We start from the raw sequence: 18515 nt of genomic DNA, 5'->3' as shown, positions 1-18515 counted from the left end.
CGCCATGAGCGGCTACGAGCACAAGCACGCGATCATCGGCGCAGGGTTCTGCGGGCTCGGCGTCGCTCGGGCCTTCAAGCGGAGCGGCATCCCGCTCGACGTCTTCGAGGCGGACGACGACGTGGGCGGCAACTGGTACCACGGCGTCTACGAGACGGTGCACATCATCTCGTCAAGGAAGACCACCGAGTACCCCGACTTCCCGATGCCCGCGGACTACCCCGATTTCCCGAGCGCCGCGCAGATGCTCGACTACCTGCGCGGCTATGCCGAGCATTTCGGGCTCCGGGAGCACATCGCCTTCCGCACGCGGGTCACCCGCGTCGCCCCGCGGGACGGCGGCCGCTGGGAGGTGACCCTGAGCGGCCCGTCGGGCGGCGAGACGCGCATCTACGGCGGCGTCGTCGTCTGCAACGGCCACCACTGGGACCCGCGCATGCCCGACCTCCCGGGCACCTTCAGCGGCCAGCTCCTCCACGCCAAGCACTACAGGCGCCCGGAGGAGCTCGCCGGCAAGCGGGTGCTCGTGCTCGGCGGCGGCAACTCCGCGTGCGACATCGCGGTCGAGGCGTCGCGGTTCGGCGCCTCCTCGCACCTCAGCCTGCGCCGGGGCTACTGGTTCCTGCCGAAGATGATGCTCGGCGTCCCCACCGTCGAGCTGCTCAAACCCTGGATGCCGCCCTGGCTCCAGCGACGTTTCGTCAAGAGCCTGGTCCGGCTCTCCGTCGGCCGCTACGAGCGCTACGGGCTCCCCCACCCGGATCACGAGCCGTTCGAGCGGCACCCGACCCTCAACTCGGAGCTGCTCTATCACCTCCGGCACGGCAGGATCACGCCCCACCCCGACGTCCGGCGGCTCGACGGCGACACCGTGGAGTTCGTCGACGGGGCGCGCGAGCCATTCGACCTCATCGTCGCGGCCACCGGCTATCGCGTGAGCTTCCCCTTCCTCGCCGACGGCGTGATCGCGTGGAAGGACGGCCTGCCGCAGCTCATCGACGGGATCGTCCCGCCGAGCCACAAGAACCTTTACGTCCTGGGGCTCGGCCAGCCGCGCTACGGCGCCGGGCCGCTGATCACGGCGGGCGCCGATCTGCTCTGCACCATGGTGGCGACGCAGCAGCAGCTCAAGCACCCGCTCGGGGCGCTGCTCGCGCGGATGCACTGCAGGCCCCCCCGCACGCTCCTCCAGGACCCTTTCCAGGTGCTCCGCGCAGTCCGCATCAGAAAGCAGCTACTGCCGAGGCTGCCCCGGCTGGAGCCGCTCCTCATGCGGGGCGCCTAGCGGCGCTGGCGCGCGCCGCCCCGCGCGAGGGACCAGCCGCTCTGAGCAGCGTGGCATTCCGACACACCCTCGACATCGTGCTTGACGCCGCGCGGACGCGTGCACAGCGATCGCGGCGGTCATGACGCGCCCGCGACACGTCCACCAGCAGTCGCGTGCACGCCGCTTCGCAGTTGCAGCACGTGTCGCTCTTCGTTGATAGGCATGAGCAGGGCACGTATCATGCGCTCTATGACAGACGCGGCGGACGGCCCGCCTGGCTTCAGTGCCGGAAGCGAGAACGGCGGCGATCCCCCGGCGCCGCTCGTGCCCGACGTCGCGGATACGCTGCCGGGCGTCGATACCGTCGTGCGCGACCGGTCTCCCGTGCGGGTCGAGCCGCCCGTCGAGCCGCCCGTCGACAGCTCGACGCTCAGCGACGAGGACCTGGCGCTGGCCGCCACGCGCTCGAGCATGCACGAGGGCGGAGGCCACGTTCAGGTGCCGCCCGACGGCACTTTACTTGGAGGCGTCTATCGCATTCGCGGCCGTCTCGGCGAGGGGGCGATGGGGGTCATCCTCCTGGCGCGCGACGAGCAGCTCCAGCGGGACGTCGCCATCAAGCTGCTCCGGCCGGAGCAGCTCGACAACGCGCAGATGCAGGCCCGGCTGCTCGCGGAGGCGCGGGCGATGGCGCGCGTCCACCACCCGAACGTCGTCGAGATCTATGCGTTCGGGGAGTACGCCAACGCCCCGTATTTCGTGATGCAGTACGTGCCCGGGGTCACGCTCGACACCTACGTCCACAGCAAGGGCGGCCGGCTCGTCCTCGACGAGGCGCTGAGCCTCCTCGACCAGGTCTGCCTCGGCGTCTCGGCGATCCACGCCTCGGGCATCGCCCACCGCGACATCAAGCCGACCAACATCCTCGTCGGCCAGGCCCTGCGCGTGGTGGTCGCCGATCTCGGCCTCGCGAAGCGCATCCCGCGCGGCGATCGGATCGAGCTCGCCTTCTCCGGCACCCCGGCGTACCTGGCGCCCGAGGTGGCGCTGGGCCGGCACCTCGACCCCGCGCTGCTGCCGCGGATCGACGTCTACGCGCTCGGGGTGGTCGCCTACTACCTGCTCGCCGGCCGCCTGCCTTTCCAGAGCACGAGCACCGTCGATCTGGTGATGCAGCACGCGTATCAGCCGCCGATCCCGCCGAGCGAGCTCTGCCTCGACCTCCCCGCGTCGTTCGACGCGCCGGTGCTCGGGGCGCTGGCCAAGGAGCCTGAAGAGCGCATGGCGAGCGCGGAGGCGCTGCGCGAGGCGCTCCTCGACGCCCGCGGCGCCATGCCGGCGTACACCCGCGCGACGCGCGTCGTCGTGGCCGACGACAGCCCGTCGTTCCGCAGCTTCCTCGTCAGCGTCCTCGCGCAGGCGCTGCCCGGCGCCGTCATCGAGACCGCGCCCGACGGCACGACGGCGCTCGCCGCGATCGAGGCGAACCCCCCGTCGCTCGGCGTGTTCGATCTGGACATGCCCGGCCTGGACGGCATCTCGCTCACGGCGGCGGTGCGGAAGCTCCCGCGGGGGGACTTCCCGATCGTCGTGGCGACCGGGACGGGGGGCGCGGCCGACTGGCAGTGCCTGTCGCGCCTCGGCGCCTCGGCGTTCCTCGTCAAGCCGTTCGACGCCGGGCAGCTCATCACCCTGGCGCGCGCGCTCGTGGGCGTCGCCGACGAGCAGAAGCGCGGGCAATGAGGTTCAGAACGAGGACCATGACCACGGCGCCAGCGCGGGCGCCGTGGCGCGGCGCCTGTCGGCGCGAGATCGCCGATGGCCCGCGGGGTCGGCGGCGTCGAGGCTCCGGATGAACGACAGCGAGATCAAGATCCTTCTGGTGGATGACGACGAGGTCGATCATCTCGTCACGCGCAGGCTCCTCCGCGAGGTCTCCCGGACCCGCTACGACGTGACGTGGGTGAGCACCTCGGACGAGGCGCTCGAGGCGCTGCTCGCCGGCGGCTACGACGTCTGCCTCCTCGATTTCCGGCTCGACGCCCGCACCGGCCTCGAGGTCGTGCACGAGGCGAACCACCTCGGCTGCGCGATCCCCATCATCATGCTGACGGGGGTCGGCGACGAGGCGATCGACATGGCCGCGATGAGCGCGGGCGCGGCGGATTACCTCATGAAGGGGAAGTTCGACGCGCAGATCCTCGAGCGCACGATCCGCTACGCCATCGAGCACAAGCGGAGCCAGCTCAAGCTCAAGCAGTACGCCGACACGCTGGAGGAGAGCAACCGGCAGCTCCTCCAGATGCACGAGGAGCTCGCGGCCAAGAACGCGGAGCTCGTCCGGCTGAACGAGGAGAAGAACCGCTTCGTCGGCATGGCGGCCCACGACCTCAGGAACCCGCTCGGCGTCATCCTGGGTTACAGCGACTTCATGCTGATGACCCACCGGCGCGGGGAGCCGTCGTCCCTGCTCCGGGAGGGCGGGGTCGAGATCATCGAGATGATCAGGAGCTCGAGCAAGTTCATGCTCTCGCTCATCAACGATCTGCTCGACGTGTCGATGATCGAGCTGGGCAAGCTGAACCTCGACCGGAAGAGCACGGATATCGTCCAGCTCGTCGAGTCGAACGTGGCGCTCAACATGGTGCTGGCGGGGCAGAAGAACATGAGGCTCGTCGTCGAGAGCGACGAGGACGTCCCGCGGGTCGAGGTGGACGTCCACAAGCTGGAGCAGGTGCTCAACAACCTGATCAGCAACGCCATCCACTACTCCCCTCAGGGCAAGGCCATCCGGGTCCGGGTCGAGGGCGCTTCGGGCGCCGCGGGCCCGAACGGGGCCGCGACCGAGGTGATCCTGTCGGTCCAGGACGAGGGGCCCGGGATCGCGCCGGAGGACATCGGCAAGCTGTTCCGCCCGTTCGGCCGGGCCAGGACGGTCAGCACCGGCGGAGAGCGCTCGACGGGGCTCGGGCTCGCCATCGCGCAGCGCATCGTCGAGGGGCACGGGGGGCGCATCTGGGTGGAGAGCGTGCTCTCGAAGGGGGCGACGTTCTTCGTGGCGCTGCCGATGGCGGCGTCGGTCGGGGGCGAGGCGGCGGCCTGAGGGGAGACGGCCGGAGCGCTCGGCCGGGATCGGGGAGCGAGATCCGCGGGGTCCGCTCCGCTCAGGACACCGGCCGCGCTCAGGGCTTCTGCGGGAGCTCGACGTAATCGAGGTAATCGAAATCGGCGGGGAGGCCCTTTCCCGTGAGATCATGGGCGCACAGCGCCGCGAAGGCGCCGGTGAAGCCCATGCCGAGCGAGGTGCGCTCGTCGGACAGGAGCGACGCGTCCAGCACCGGCCCGAGCGCGTCGAAGCGCTCGCCGTCCTCCGAGGACGAGAACTGCAGCTCCTTGCCGGAGAGCTCGAAGCGGAGGTGGAGGCGCGGGGCGGAGAAGGCGACCGGGCGCGCGAGCCAGGTCAGCTTTCCGTGCTCGCTGCCGAGGAGCGCGATCGAGCGCCCGGCGCTCTCGTCGTGGCTGAGCAGCGCGTAGAAGAAGTTCTCGTCGTCGTACAGGGCCATGAGCCCCGCCATCTGCTGGAACGAGGCCGGCTCGAACTCGAGGCAGGTCTCGACGCGGCAGCGGAGCGACTGGATGCGGCGGCCGACGACGCTCTGCCGGTGCAGCGACTGCGGCGACTCGCGGCCGCGGACGCGCAGGTGGCCGGGGCGCTCGCGCAGCGACACCCAGCTCTCGTCGGGCACGTCGCGCAGCGCCTGGTACGCGACCCCCAGCGCTCCCCGGTCGAAGTTGTCGCGCGCCGGGGCCTCCTCGAAGGGGTGGTCCGGCAGCCGGGGCGCCGGCACGCGGACGGCGGGCGCGGCCGGGCGCTCCGCGTCGAGCGTGAGCCACCCGTCTTCGGTCCAGCGCACCCGCTGCAGCGCCGTCTCGCGACCGAGGATGCAGCGGCGCTCGCCGGGGAGCGGCCGCCCGCACAGGTGGGCGAGGTACCACTCGCCCGTCGTTGTCTCGACGAGGGAAGCGTGGCCGGCCTTCTGCAGCGCGAGGCCCGGGTCGTGATGAGAGGTCAGGAGCGGGGAGCCCGGGTCGACCTCGTACGGCCCCTCGATGCGGCGGGAGCGCGCCATGACCGCGGCGTGCTCGTAGCTCGTGCCGCCCTCGGCGACGAGGAGGTAGTAGTGGCCCGCGCGCCGGTAGAGGTGCGGCCCCTCGGTGAGGCCGCGGCCGCTGCCGGTGAAGATCCAGCGGGGCTCGCCGACGAGCCGGCGCTGCTGCAGGTCGAGCTCCTGGAGCACGATGCCGGGGAACTGGTTGTTGCCGGGGCGATGGTCCCACACCATGTTCGTGAGCCACGCGCGGCCGTCCTCGTCGTGGAACAGCGACGGGTCGAAGCCGCCGCGGTTCAGCGCGACGGGCTCGGACCACGGCCCCTCGATGCGGCTCGCCGTGACGTAGTAGTTGTGCGCGTCCACGAAGCCGTGGCCCCAGGACTTGACGTCGGTGTAGACGAGATAGAACACGCCGCCCGCGTGGGAGAGGCAAGGCGCCCAGATACCCCCAGAGCGAGGGTTGCCGAGCAGGTCGAGCTGGGAGCGGCGGTCCAGGGCATAGCCGATGGGGTTCCAGTGGCGGAGATCGCGGCTGTGGTGGAGCCGCACGCCCGGGAACCACTCGAAGGTGGAGGTCGCAAGATAGTAGTCCTCGCCCACCCGGACGATGGAGGGATCGGGATGGAAGCCCCGGAGGACGGGGTTCTCGATGAATCTCGGTTCTTTGGTCATCGCTTTGGCCGTGGTGCTCGGAGGTGAAGTCGGGGGCGGTTCGACCCGGTCACGCCGGGGGGCGCGGGGCGTCGTGCGCTGGCCATCTTGCAGCGGGCTGGCTGTCCAGCGCAACGGAACACGGCAGGCCGAGGGAAGTGTGAGGCAGATTCGTTGACCCCGGGGCTGCCTCCTCGTCGGTCGACGAGGTGATCGTTCTCCCAGAGACAAGCGGTGACCCTGCGATGTCGCGTCGACCCGCGGGCCATCGACGCTGCGCGGCGGACTCAAGTCAGGGCCGCACCGCCTTGGGTGTGGGCACGCGGCTCCCGTGTGAGCACCGCGGCGCTGCGCTCCGCCCAGAGCCGCCCCGATCCCGCCGGACATCCGCCCCGACGCCGTCCTGCGTCACGCGCGCGAAGATCCGCCTTCGCCTCCGTCCTGTCACCGCAATCCGCGTTGAGCGCGCCCTCCAGAACGTGGATAATCTGCGCGATGCAACTTCACGGTCCAGGGTAGCGCGAGGCCACGAGGACCAGGGCGATCGCGGGCTGCGCCGTGCCGGACGCGCCCTCGACCCCTCGCCGGGAACTCGAGGCGTCGTCGCCCGTCGACCGGGACGTTCAGAGCGCGGTTCACCCGTGTAGGACACATCGATGTGCGCAGGCTCAGTACCTCGCGCGAGGCGCTGAGGAGGAGTAGGCAGTGGCGAACAGAGCTTTGTTCAGAGGCGTGCTATCGGCGCAGGCCAGCGTGATGGCCGCGCTCCTCTTGGTGTTAGGACAGGGATGCGGGGGCGACGAGAACCAACCCCAGCCCCAGGAGCAAACCCCTCCGGAAGAAGAAGAGAACGAGAACCCACCGCCCGAGGAGGAGGAGCCCGAGCCCCAACCTCCTGAGGAGGAAGAACCCGAGGAGGAGGAGCCCGAGACCCCGGAGGGGCCCAGCGAGTTCACGTCGGCCGACGACCCCTTCACCGAGGGGTACCTCGGCGAGGAGGAAGAGGAGGAAGAAGAAGAGGAGGAGGAAGAAGAGGAGGAGGAAGAGGCCGGCCGCGAGATCGAGGAAGGCGACATCTACCGCGTCCTCGGCGGCGGACAGCTCCTCAACCTCAACCCCTACCGCGGCCTGCAGGTCATCGACATCCAGGACCCGTCGAGCCCGAAATTCCTCGGCCAGCTGCAGATCGCCGGCACCCCGGTCGAGATGTACGCCGTCGGCGATCGCGCGGTCGTGCTCCTGAACGACTGGGCCGGCTACCAGCTCAAGGCCGATGGCCTCACCGTCGAGCGGCGGGCCGGCGGCACCGTCCTGTTCATCGACATCGCCGACCGCACCGCGCCCAAGCTCCTGTCGCAGTACCCGGTCACGGGCTCCATCATGACGAGCCGCCTCGCGCGCGGCACGAACGCGACCTCGCTCTACATCGCCTCGAACGGGTCGGAGCTCGCCGAGATCGCCCCGGGCCAGTTCCAGTGGGTCAACAAGACCCTGGTCAGGAGCTTCGATGTCGGCGCCGACGCGCTCGTCGAGCGCCCCGGGATCGAGCTCGGCGACGCCGTGACCGCCATCCACGCCGAGGCGGACGTGCTCCTCGTGGCGCGCAACAGCCTCAGCTGGTCGGAGGAGATCAGCGAGATCTCGGTCATCGACATCTCGAACACCGACGGCTCCATGGACCTGCGCGGCAGCGTCAACACGGCGGGCTACGTGCGCTCCCAGTTCCACATGGACTTCCGCGACGACATGCTGCGCGTCTTCTCCGGTCCGAGGCGGGCCGACGGGACGCCCAGCCACCTGGAGACGTTCGACGCGGCCGATCGCGACAACATCGCGCCGATCGACAGCGAGGACTTCGGCGCCCAGCAGTCGCTCTTCGGGGCCATCTTCATGGACGACAGGGCGTTCGCGGTCACCTACCGGCGCGAGGATCCGTTCCACGCCTTCTCCATCGATCCGAGCGGGAACGTCGTCGAGGAGAGCGAGTTCATCGTGTCCGGGTGGAACAACTTCTTCCGCCCCGTCCTCGGCGCGACCCGCCTGATCGGCATCGGCGTGAACGACACGAACGGCCGCCGGCTCGCCGCCAGCCTCTACGACATCACCGACCTGACCAACGCGAACCCCCTCGTGGCGCGCGCCGAGGTCGACAGCGCCGCCGATGGCTGGAGCTGGTCGGAGGCCGACTGGGACCACCGGGCGTTCACCGTGCTCGACGACGCGGTGGAGGCGGTGGCGCCGACCGGAGAGGCCGAGACCGGCCTCGTGCTGCTCCCGTTCTCCGCGACAAGGATCGTGGACAACTACCGGCGGCCGTTCTCCGGCGTGCAGATCTTCACCTTCTCGGACACCACGCTGACCCGCCGCGGCCTGATGGAGCACGGGACGCCCGTGCGCCGCACGTTCCGCGCCGAGGAGATCGCCACGGCGAACGTGTCCGACGAGCAGCTCACCCTCTACGCTCAGGACGACCTCGACGTCACGACAAAGCTCGGCCAGCTCGAGCTCGCCCCGGACTACACGAAGGTCTTCGCGTTCGGCGACCACCGCGTGCGCATCAAGCTACCGTACGACCTCTACTGGACTCCCCAGGAGAACCGGAAGATGAAGGCGGAGGTCGTCCCGAGCACCGGGCTCACCCAGCTCGAGCAGCCGGTGGCCGCCTTCGATCTGCCGCTCGGCGCGCAGCTCTACCAGGTGGGCGACCTGCTCGTGTCGCTGACCACCACCTTCGAGAACTGGGTGGGCAAGGTGGCCCATATCCAGGTGATCGATCTGTCCGATCCGACCACGCCGCGGCAGGCCGGCACGCTCGATACGAGCGACCTGCCCTCGATCGGCAGCTACTACGGCGGGGCGAGCTCGTTCCCGACCGTGCACCCGGGGCGCGATGCGCTCGCGTTCCTGCGCGTCATCGGCCACACCGAGGATCTCGGGGTCGGCTGGGCGTGCCGGACGAACTCCATCCAGAACGTGACCTGCTTCGGGCAGGAGGGCTGCACGTACATGGCCGGAGAGCGGATGTGCCGCAGGATCGGCAGCGACGAGTACTGCAACGGCGGGTTCGCCGAGTGCACGGACCACGCCGGCGCCGACACGACCTGCACGCCGGTCGAGGTCGACCGGAACGACATTCCGGGGGTCACCTCGACCTACTGCTACGAGTACGTCCCGCGCCGCACCTGGGCTCAGATCGAGATCCACGTGCTCGACCTGTCCAACCCGGACAGCCCGACCGTCAGGCCTGCCCTGACGCTGCCCGACAACAGCGAGACCGTGAACGTCCTCAATGACAACGGCGAGCTCTACTTCAACATCAAGCGCTCGGTCGGCGCGCCGGACGACCCGCGCCCGCACACGCAGTACTTCCTCACGCACCTCGACCTGTCCGACCCATCGCAGCCCGCGCTCGACCCGGGGATCAACGTGCCCGGCGAGATCCTCGCGATCCAGGGCGACTCGATCTACGCGAGGGACAGGGTGTGGGGCCAGCAGTTCATCGAGACGGCGATCGCCCGGCTCGAGCTGCACCAGGGGCTCGCGTACCTCCAGGAGTACCAGCAGTTCCCGAACCGCCAGGTCAACGCGATCTCCATCGACGGCCGCGGGCTGCCCGTCCTGAGCCACAGCCTGATCTGGCGTCCGGGTTACGGGTGGTATAGCGGCTGGGATCCCAACCAGAAGCTGACCACGCTCTCGCCGGTGCCCGCGGGGGAGACGCCGCCTCCGCCGCCGGAGAACGAGAACGCGACGACCCCCGAGTTCAACCAGCTCTCCACGGTCCGCCTCGCGTCGTGGGCGTCGCTGCGCCACACCGCCGACATGCGCGCGCTCTTCGAGGTGCCCGGCGGCGTGCTGGCGATCTCCCTGGAGCAGCCGGAGGCGCCGAAGGCGCAGGCGTTCTTCCAGACCTGGGGCTGGCCCGAGAAATTCGTGACCAGCGGTGAGGAGGTCCTCTTCGCCGCCGGCCGCTTCGGGATTCACCAGCTCGACCGCGAGACCGTCAACCTCGTCCCCTACCTGGACGAGTAGCCGGGCAACGTGACGGCCGGCCCGGGCGAGCCCGCCGGGCCGGCTCGCCGCGACGGCGTCGCGGCGCTGCAGCCCCGTCATCCACCGCGGCCGCGTCCTCCCCCTTCCCGATTCACCCTCAGCGGCCCGCACAGATCGCCCCGGTCCAGGCGGAGGAAGCGCTGCGCACCCACGCCGACGGCGGGGGAGGCGGTGAGATCCGGTTTCGCGGAGCGCTGGACAACGCTATGGAGGAGCCCCATGGCCGAGCAAAGCACAGCGGAAAACGGGGCGGGGCAGCCGGAACGCGCGGAGCCCGTCGAGGAGCGCGCGCCGGACCCGGGAGCGACCGAGACCGCCGGAGGGGCGGCGGAGGGCAGCGCGGCGACGTCCGCCGACGACGCGGCGGCACCCGCGACGACAGGTGCAGCCGCCGGAGCGGGCGTGGCGGACACAGCGCCCGTTGCCGCAGCGCCAGCCACGGCAGCGCCCGCTCGCGCGCGGCCTCCGCGGGTCATCGACATGCGCCGGCCGCGTACGCCGGCGCCCGCGCAGGAGCCGTCGCCGCGGCTCCCGGCACGCCCAGGAGAACGTGGATCGGACGAGCGTGGAGCGCGCGAGCGCGGGCCGGCAGAGCGCGGCCCTCGCGACGGCGGCGCGGTCGAGCGCGGCCCGGCGGACAGGACCCGGGCGCCGCGAGATGGGGCGCCCCACCGCGGACGGGCGGGCGGCGACCGCGCCGGCGGCGCTCCCCCGACCCGAACCGCGCCGGGCGCCGCCACGCGAGAGCGCCGCGCGGCCGCCGCTGAGGAGCCTGCGCAGGGCGACGCAGCGCGGGCGGATGCGCCCGCCGCGGCGAAGCGCGCCGCTGCCGGCAGGGAACCCGAGGCGCCTCGCCATGCGGCCCGGCCGCCGCAGCCCGCCGCGACCCACAAGGCGGCCCCGGTTCCGCCGCCGGCACCGGAAACGGCGGCGCCCTCCGAGCCGCGCCGGGAGGCCGCGTGGGTGCCTCCCCCCGGCCCCGCGTTCCCGCGGAAGAAGAAGCCGGCGCTCACCGCCAAGGAGGCGATGAAAGCCAGGATGCAAGCGCGCGCCGGCAAGAAGGCAGCGAACCCCGCGCCGAGCCAGGCGGCGGAGCGCACGACGGCCCCGGCCACGGAGGCCGCCCGCGACGAGCTCAGGGCGTCCGCCGCGGCGAAGCCCCGCGAGCGCGGCGCAGCAAAACCCCGCGATGGCGGCGCAGCGAAGCCCCGCGACGCCGCGCCCAGCTCGGTACGCCGCGACAAGGAGGCCGCGGCGGAGGCGCCGGCCAAGAAGCCCGGGCTGCTCCGGCGGCTGATGAACCTGTTCCGGCGATCCGGCTAGTCACGGCGCGGCGTCGACCTCGATGGGTCGGCTGGCCAGGAGGTCGTCCAGCAAGGCGCACAGCGCCACCGATTGCCTGGCGGCCCGGGTATACAGGGCGGTCGCTTGAATGACCGGCAGCTCCAGGTCGGGGAGCAGGCGAACGAGCGAGCCTCCTTCCAGGTCACGCGACGCGAGGAACTCGGGGACGAGTGCGATCCCGAGCCCGGCCCTCGCGGCGTCCCGCGTGACGATCATGTTGCCGGTGCTCATGCGCCAGGGGACACGAACGGTCTCCCCGCCGACTTGCCAGCGGACGATGTCGGGCCGCGTGACGATGGCGACATGCCGGGCGAGGTCGCCGGGCCTCCGGGGCGCGCCGTGCTGCTCCAGCCAGCCGGGCGAAGCGACGATGACCATATGGATATCGGCCAGCTTGTGGCTGACCAGATCGCTGTCTCCGATCGCGCCCATGCGGATGGCCAGGTCGTAGCCGTCGCTGACCAGGTTGACGCGCCGATCATGGAGATGCAGGTCGATGCGAACCGCAGGATAACGCCTCATGAACGCCAGCAGGCGGGGCGCGATCGCCGCCTGGCCATAGGCGACGGACGCGGCGATGCGCAGCAGCCCCGCGGGAGCCGCATTGTGGCTCTTGACCTCGGCGGTCGCTTGCTGCGCGTCCCGAACAATGGGCTTTACCCTGTCGAAGAAGCGCCTTCCAGCGTCCGTCAGGCTGAGCGCGCGCGTGGAGCGGATCAACAGCGGTGCGCCGAGCCGCTTCTCCAGCAACGCGAGGTTACGGCTGATCGTCGCCTTCGGCAGGCCGAGCGCCCTGCCGGCCGCGCTGAGCGAACCCTCCTCGACGATGCGCACGAACATCGACAAACCGGAAAGATCATCGAGCACTCTCAATACTCCACTCCTCGAACGCGGCCGTTCCAGGGCGCCATCTGGCGCCGTCACGGGCAGCGTCGCAACCTGCCGTCCCCGCCTGGTAAGAGCGGAGCACGCCGTGGAGGGCGCGGCCGGCTCGCTCAGAGAAAGCGCACCTGGACCGCGCGCGGGTCGGCCCGCTCCACGCCGTCAGCGTCCTTGTTGGCGATCGGCGCGATGCGCTCGAGCTTACCGCCCTTCCCGGCCTGGGTCACGTGGATGACGCCGGTTCGTCGTGACGGTGGCGAGGTGCTCGACCGCCATCCCGGCGGCCATCGCCAGGACGAAGGCGAGGACGACGCCGGAGCCGGTCGCGAGCGAGACGAGCGCCGGCCCGGGGCAGTAGCCGGCCAGCCCCCAGCCGGCGCCGAACAGCGCGGCACCGCCGAGGAGGCGCGCGTCGACGCCGGTGCGGGTCGGGAGGGACACGCGATCGGCCAGGAGGGGGAAGCGCGGCGCGCGGGCGGCGGCGGCGCGCTGCTGCCAGCGAAGGACACGGTAGGCCAGGAAATGCACCGAGATCGCGCCCACCATCACGAACGCGAGGCTCGGGTCCCAGTCGCCGGCGATGTCGAGGAAGCCGATGACCCTGGACGGCTCGGTCATGCCGGAGACGCCGAGCCCCACGGCGAACAGCGCGCCGGTGAGGAGCGCGAGCGCGCTCTGCTTCATCGCGCCGCTCCGAGCAGATGATGGCTGACGTAAACGGTGATGGCCGCGGTCGCCATGAACGTCATCGTGGCGACCAGCGAGCGGGCCGAGAGACGGCTGAGGCCGCAGACGCCATGGCCGCTCGTACACCCGTTGCCGAGCCGCGCGCCGAGGCCGACGAGCAGCCCCGCGGCGACCACGAGGCCGAGCGAGCCGCCGCCCGCCGGCGGAAAGGCGCCGGGATGCGCCGCGGCGAGCGCGAGGCCGCCGAGGAGGAGGCCCGCGACGAACGCCGCGCGCCAGGCGGTTTCGCCGGGCTCGCGGAAGAGGAGCCCGCCGAAGATGCCGCTGATGCCGGCGACCCTCCCGTTGAAAAGAAGGAGCAGGGACGCGCTGAGGCCGATGAGGGCCCCGCCGACGAGCGGGCCAGTCACGGTGAATTCATGCACGATGAGACCTCGTGGGGTGCTCGTGGGGTGATCGGGCGACAGCATAGCAACGCGCGCCGCAGATCCTCCAGGGCACGGCCGGGGTCAGGCGGGCAACGCCGGGCTCGCCGCGCCCGCGCTACAGTGAGCGCGCAGCGCGACGACCCGCCTGGATCACCGCCGGGCCGGGCCGGGCCGCCGATCGCCTCCGGACAGCGCAGGTGGGGCCGGGAGCGGGGCGTGTCGCACACGACGCTGGCGCGGAGGTGGGCAGGGGCGAGATTCTGCCGGAGGCCGGGGAGCGCTGGTGTATAGTGATCGGCCGATGGCCCAAGCAAGCTGGGAAGCGGTGGAACCGGCTTCGTGGCGCAAGATTCCGCGGGTCGGGGACATCATCGGCGGGAAGTACCGCGTGGAGCGGGTGCTCGGGCGCGGCGGCATGGGGCTCGTCGTCTCGGCGCACCACATCTCGCTCCGCCACCGCGTCGCGCTGAAGTTCCTGCTCCCCGAGGGGCACACCACGCCGGGCGCCATCGAGCGCTTCCTCCGGGAGGCGCAGGCCGCGGCGGCGATCGCCAGCGAGCACATCGCGCGCGTCATCGATGTGGGGCAGACCGACGAGGAGCTGCCCTACTTCGTGATGGAGTACCTGAATGGCATCGATCTGGAGGCGCTCGTGGAGACACGAGGCCCGCTGCCGGTCGAGCTGGCGGTGAGCTACGTGATCGAGGCCTGCGAGGCGCTCGCCGAGGCGCACACGCTCGGGATCGTCCACCGCGACCTCAAGCCGGGCAACCTCTTCCTGGCGAGCCGCGCCGACGGCTCGTCCCTGATCAAGGTGCTCGACTTCGGCATCTCGAAGGCGTCGGAGGCGAGCGTGCTCGGCTCGAACGCCAAGCTGACCACATCGTCCGTGGTGCTCGGCTCGCCCCGCTACATGTCGCCGGAGCACATCCGCAACACCCGGACCGTGGACGCCCGCAGCGACATCTGGGCGCTCGGCATGACGCTGTATCAGCTGCTGACAGGCCGGCTGCCGTTCGAGAACGAGGCCATCTCGGCGCTATTTGTAAGTATTGTTACAGATCCACCCGTGCCGCCGCGCGTGCACCGGCCCGAGATCCCGGTGGAGCTCGAGTTCATCCTCCTGATGTGCCTGGAGAAGAACCCTGCGCGCCGCCCGCAGACGGTCGCCGAGCTTGTGTCGCTCCTCGAGCCGCTGGGGTCGGAGCCCGCGCGCCTGACGGCGGCGCGCATCCTGCGCAGGGCCATGGGGAACGAGACCGTGGACGCGCCGCCGGCGCCGGGCCGCCCGAGGGAGGTCGAGGAGGACGCCCAGACCTTGACTGGACCGCGCATCACCGCGCTCGGAAGGGCGCAGGGGTGGGCGGCGTCCGCGCCGTCCGCGCAGCCGTCCGCGGCGGCGACCGCGGCCTCCGTGCCGCCTGCCGCCGGCTCGTGGCCCGCGGCGACCGCGGCCTCCGTGCCGCCTGCCGCCGGCTCGTGGCCCGCGGCGACCGCGGCCTCCGTGCCGCCTGCCGCCGGCTCGTGGCCCGCGGCGACCGCGGCCTCCGTGCGGCCCCCGCAGGCCTCCGTGCCGCCCGCTGCCGCGCCTTGGTCCGCGGCGACCGTGACCTCCGTGCCGCCCCCGCAGGCCTTCGCTGGAGCCACGCCGGCCGCGAGGGCGTCGCGCCCGGACGAGCCGCTGGCGCCGGTGGCGGCGCCGTCCGAGCCGCGCGAGAGCAGCCCCGCTGGGGACGCCCGCGGGCGCCGTGGCCGGCGGAGCGCTGTCGCGCCCGTGGCGGCGGCGCTCGTCGTGCTGCTCGGGGGTGCGGCGGCGCTCGCGTGGCTGGGACGCGGGGCCGCGCCGGTCGCGGGCGCGCCGCCTGCCGGCGACGCGGCCTCGCGGGCCGCACCGGCGCAGGACGAGCCGGAGGAGGCGCTCGCGGACGAGGCGCCCGGCGCTTCGCCCCTCGCGCCGTCCGCCCTCCTCACGCCCCCCGCGGCGGCCGTCGACGCCGCGGCGAGCGGGTTCGCCGCAGCCGGCGCCGCGCTCGCGCCGTCGAGCTCGACGAGGCCCGCGCGCCCGCGCGCCGTGCTCCCGCCGCCGGCGGGCGCCGAGCCGGCGACCGGCACCGAGCGAACGACGACGAGGCCGGTGCGCCTGCGCGAGCACCGCTAGCGGCATGCATCGAGCGCCCTCGAGCACGCGCGCTCGCCGGTGGACGCGCGCTCGCCGGTGGAGCCTCGCCGCCCTGCCCCTCCTCGCGGGCGCGCTGCTGCTCCAGGCCCCCTCCGCCCGCGCCGACGGCGAGGGCCAGGCCGACGAGGCCGACCTCCACTTCGAGCTGGGCCGCGACAGCTACAAGAAGGGGCAGTTCCCCGCGGCCCTCGAGCATTTCCTCGCGTCCAACCGGCTCGTGCCGAACCGCAACGTGGTCTTCAACATCGCGCTCACCTACGAGGAGCTGGGCCGCTTCGCCGACGCGCACCGGTACTACGACGACGCGCTCGAGGGCGAGACCGACGCGGAGATCGTCGCCGAGGTGCAGGCCGCGCTCGCGCGGATCGCGCCGCGCGTGGCCGTGCTGCAGATCGTCACGTCGCCGCCGGGCGCCACGATCTACGTCGATCGCAGGAACCTCGGCGCGCGCGGCACGGCGCCGCGCCGGCTCGCCCTGGCCGAGGGGCGCCACCGGGTCCTCGTCGAGCTCGCCGGCTACGAGCCCCTGGCGGTCGAGGACATCGCGGTGAGGCTCGGGCAGACAAAGGACGTGCTCATCGTGCTCCGCCGCATCGTGGGCTCGGTCCGGGTGGACGTGCGCGGCGCGAGCGAGGCCACGGTGCACGTCGACAGCGAGGGCGCGCCGCCCGCCTGCACCGCGCCCTGCGATCTCGACCTGCCGCCGGGCCGCCACGTGCTCTATTTCTCGCGCGCCGGCTACCAGGCGGCGCCGCAGCCGCTGACCGTCGCCGCCCACGAGACGATGTCGATCACGGCGGCGCTCAGCCCGCTCACGGGCTCGATCCTCGTGCGCGCCGGCGAGCCCGACGCCCTCGTCGAGATCGACGGCCGGCCGATGGGCTTCACGCCGTCGGTGATCCAGGGCGTCGCCGTGGGCCGGCGCCGGGTCCGCGTCAGCCTGCGGGGCTTCGCGCCGATCGAGCGGACGATCGAGGTCTCGGCCGGCCAGCAGGCGGAGCTGCGCGACGTCGCGCTGGAGCCGCTCCGGGAGGTCTCGGCCGCCTCGCGCGTCCTCGAGCGCGTGGAGGACGCGCCCGCCTCCATCAGCGTCATCGAGCAGCAGGAGCTGCGCGCCTTCGGGTACCCGACCATCGCGGAGGCGCTGCGCGGCACGCGCGGCGTCTACCTGTCGAACGACCACGTCGTCTACTCGGCCGGGATCCGCGGGCTCGGCGAGCCGCTCGACTACGGCAACCGGCTCCTCGTCCTCTCGGACGGGCACTCGACGAACGACAACATCCTGAACGCCTCGTTCGTGGGCTCGGACGCGCGGGACGACCTCCACGACGTGGACCACATCGAGGTCGTCCGCGGGCCGGGCTCGCTGCTCTACGGCACGGGCGCCCTCTCCGGCATCGTCAACCTCGTGCCGCGCGGCCGCGACGAGCCCACGGGCGCGCACGTGACGGCCGGCACCTACTACGACGGCGTGGGCCACGCGCGCGCCGGGTTCCACTACAACGCCGGCAAGGACGCGGGCGTGCGGGCGAGCGTCACCGGGGCCCGCTCCGACGGGTTCGACGTCCCGGTGGCGCTGAGGACGCCCGGCGCCGGGCCGCGCGTGCAGATCGCCGAGCGCGCCGAGATGTTCCGGGCCGGCGGCACCACCGGGCGCGCCTGGTACGGGCCGTTCACGGCGCAGTGGATGTACCACACGCGCGAGCAGCGGATCCCGACCGGCTACGTGGGCACGCGGCTCCACGATCTCGGGACGAGCTACGAGGACGCGCACATGATGGCCGAGGTGCGCTTCGAGCCGCGGCCCGCGCCCGACCTGCAGTTCATGGCGCGCGTCCACGTGAACCGCTTCGTCTGGCACGGGGTCTACAGCTTCGACGAGGAGACGATCTTCGAGCAACAGCACGGCACCTGGCTGGGCTCCGAGATCAGGGCGGCGTGGACGCCGCTCCCCGAGCTCCGGGTCACCGGGGGCGGCGAGATGCAGGGGCACCCCGAGGCGACGCTGCGCGGCGTCTTCGCGGACGGGCGCACCCGCACGAAGCGCAAGCCCTTCGGCTTCGGCGCCGGGTACCTCATCGTCGACGGCTCGCCTGCGCCGTGGGTACGCTTCTCGGCGGGCGCGCGCCTGGATGTCTACAGCACGTTCGACCCCATCGTCGTGCCGCGCGCCGCGGTCATCTTCCGTCCCGCGCCCGGGGGCGTGCTGAAGATCATGGGCGGGACCGCCTTCCGCGCGCCGAGCGTCTCCGAGCAGTACTACGAGGACGGCAAGACGCAGGTGCCTGCCGTCGACCCCGATCAAGGCCTCGTGCTACGGCCGGAGTCCATCCATTCCGCCGAGATCGAGTACACGCAGCGCGTCGGTGACGCCTGGATCGCGCTCGGCGCCGTCCACGCGAGCAGGCTGTCGGAGGGGATCTCCATCGAGGAGAGCGGCGGGCTGCTGCGCTACGCGAACAGCAAGCACGACGCGTTCGTCGTGGGGGGCGACGTCGAGCTCCGCCGCGAGTGGCGGCAAGGCTGGATGCTCGCGGCGATGTACGGCTACCAGCGCGCCCAGCGCGAGGGCGGAGAGCGGCTGATCAACGCCCCGGAGCACCTCGCGTCGTTCCGCGGCGTCGTCCCGGTGGTGGAGCGGCTCGCCGCCGCCGCGCTGCGGATCAACCTGGAGGCGCCGCGTCGGATCTCGCGCAGCGCGGGCGGCGCGACCGAGGCCGCCATCGTCGCGGATCTCACGGTGTCGGGGGAGCTCCAGCGCTTCCACACGCGCTATGTGATCGGCCTCTACAACGCGATGGGCACGCGGTACGACTACCCGGCCGCGGAGACCTACCTCTCGTCCACGAGCCGGCAGAACGGCAGGACGTTCCTCGCCGAGTTCACCGTCAGTTATCCGTAGTTCGGCGCGT

At 72.1% G+C, this 18515-nt stretch carries 11 protein-coding genes; 7 read left to right on the top strand and 4 right to left on the bottom strand.

Annotated features, from left to right (window positions below):
* Nucleotides 1–4 precede the first annotated feature (4 nt).
* From WME75_RS11200 to WME75_RS11190, 3 genes are all read left to right on the top strand, one after another.
* Nucleotides 5–1285, top strand: a complete 1281-nt coding sequence (locus WME75_RS11200; RefSeq protein ID WP_437489674.1) for a flavin-containing monooxygenase — start codon at nt 5–7, stop codon at nt 1283–1285.
* A gap of 231 nt (nt 1286–1516) precedes the next feature.
* Nucleotides 1517–3010 (top strand): protein kinase domain-containing protein, encoded by a 1494-nt coding sequence (locus tag WME75_RS11195; protein ID WP_437489671.1) that lies wholly within the window; start codon nt 1517–1519, stop codon nt 3008–3010.
* A 109-nt stretch (nt 3011–3119) separates the two neighbouring features.
* Nucleotides 3120–4370: an ATP-binding protein gene (locus WME75_RS11190; RefSeq protein WP_437489668.1), complete on the top strand. Its 1251-nt coding sequence runs from the start codon at nt 3120–3122 to the stop codon at nt 4368–4370.
* A gap of 79 nt (nt 4371–4449) precedes the next feature.
* On the opposite strand, the gene WME75_RS11185 is transcribed toward WME75_RS11190, so the two are convergent.
* The gene (locus WME75_RS11185; protein ID WP_437489665.1) at nt 4450–6051 is read right to left on the bottom strand and encodes a glycoside hydrolase family 43 protein; all 1602 of its coding nucleotides are present in this window, start codon (nt 6049–6051) and stop codon (nt 4450–4452) included.
* 753 nt (nt 6052–6804) lie between these two features.
* On the opposite strand from WME75_RS11185, the gene WME75_RS11180 reads away from it, so the two are divergent.
* Both WME75_RS11180 and WME75_RS11175 read left to right on the top strand, forming a co-directional pair.
* Complete coding sequence (locus WME75_RS11180) at nt 6805–10062, top strand: beta-propeller domain-containing protein (protein WP_437494789.1); 3258 nt, start codon at nt 6805–6807, stop codon at nt 10060–10062.
* 984 nt (nt 10063–11046) lie between these two features.
* Nucleotides 11047–11406: a hypothetical protein gene (locus WME75_RS11175; protein ID WP_437489662.1), complete on the top strand. Its 360-nt coding sequence runs from the start codon at nt 11047–11049 to the stop codon at nt 11404–11406.
* On the opposite strand, the gene WME75_RS11170 is transcribed toward WME75_RS11175, so the two are convergent.
* From WME75_RS11170 to WME75_RS11160, 3 genes are all read right to left on the bottom strand, one after another.
* The gene (locus WME75_RS11170) at nt 11407–12294 is read right to left on the bottom strand and encodes a LysR family transcriptional regulator (RefSeq protein ID WP_437489659.1); all 888 of its coding nucleotides are present in this window, start codon (nt 12292–12294) and stop codon (nt 11407–11409) included.
* Between the two features lie 216 nt (nt 12295–12510).
* A complete protein-coding gene (locus WME75_RS11165) occupies nt 12511–12993 on the bottom strand; it encodes a DUF6691 family protein (RefSeq protein WP_437489657.1) in 483 nt (160 codons plus the stop codon).
* The gene (locus WME75_RS11160) at nt 12990–13421 is read right to left on the bottom strand and encodes a YeeE/YedE family protein (protein ID WP_437489655.1); all 432 of its coding nucleotides are present in this window, start codon (nt 13419–13421) and stop codon (nt 12990–12992) included. Before WME75_RS11160 ends, WME75_RS11165 begins: the two co-directional genes overlap by 4 nt.
* A 304-nt stretch (nt 13422–13725) precedes the next feature.
* Between WME75_RS11160 and WME75_RS11155 the strand changes: the two genes are divergently transcribed.
* Nucleotides 13726–15582, top strand: coding sequence for a protein kinase domain-containing protein (locus tag WME75_RS11155; RefSeq protein ID WP_437489652.1), 1857 nt, complete (start codon nt 13726–13728; stop codon nt 15580–15582).
* 4 nt (nt 15583–15586) lie between these two features.
* Nucleotides 15587–18505 (top strand): TonB-dependent receptor domain-containing protein, encoded by a 2919-nt coding sequence (locus tag WME75_RS11150; protein WP_437489649.1) that lies wholly within the window; start codon nt 15587–15589, stop codon nt 18503–18505.
* Nucleotides 18506–18515: the final 10 nt, after the last annotated feature.

Origin of the sequence: Sorangium sp. So ce1014 (assembly GCF_051521505.1) — a bacterium.
GTDB lineage: Bacteria > Myxococcota_A > Polyangia > Polyangiales > Polyangiaceae > Sorangium.
Note: the sequence above shows the minus strand (reverse complement) of the source record. Positions and strands in the feature narration are given on the sequence as shown.

Coding starts and splice junctions, on each gene's coding strand:
- WME75_RS11150 (WP_437489649.1), top strand. CDS start 15,587: ATGCATCGAGCGCCCTCGAGCACGCGCGCTCGCCGGTGGACGCGCGCT.
- WME75_RS11155 (WP_437489652.1), top strand. CDS start 13,726: ATGGCCCAAGCAAGCTGGGAAGCGGTGGAACCGGCTTCGTGGCGCAAG.
- WME75_RS11190 (WP_437489668.1), top strand. CDS start 3,120: ATGAACGACAGCGAGATCAAGATCCTTCTGGTGGATGACGACGAGGTC.
- WME75_RS11195 (WP_437489671.1), top strand. CDS start 1,517: ATGACAGACGCGGCGGACGGCCCGCCTGGCTTCAGTGCCGGAAGCGAG.
- WME75_RS11165 (WP_437489657.1), bottom strand. CDS start 12,993: ATGAAGCAGAGCGCGCTCGCGCTCCTCACCGGCGCGCTGTTCGCCGTG.
- WME75_RS11200 (WP_437489674.1), top strand. CDS start 5: ATGAGCGGCTACGAGCACAAGCACGCGATCATCGGCGCAGGGTTCTGC.
- WME75_RS11185 (WP_437489665.1), bottom strand. CDS start 6,051: ATGACCAAAGAACCGAGATTCATCGAGAACCCCGTCCTCCGGGGCTTC.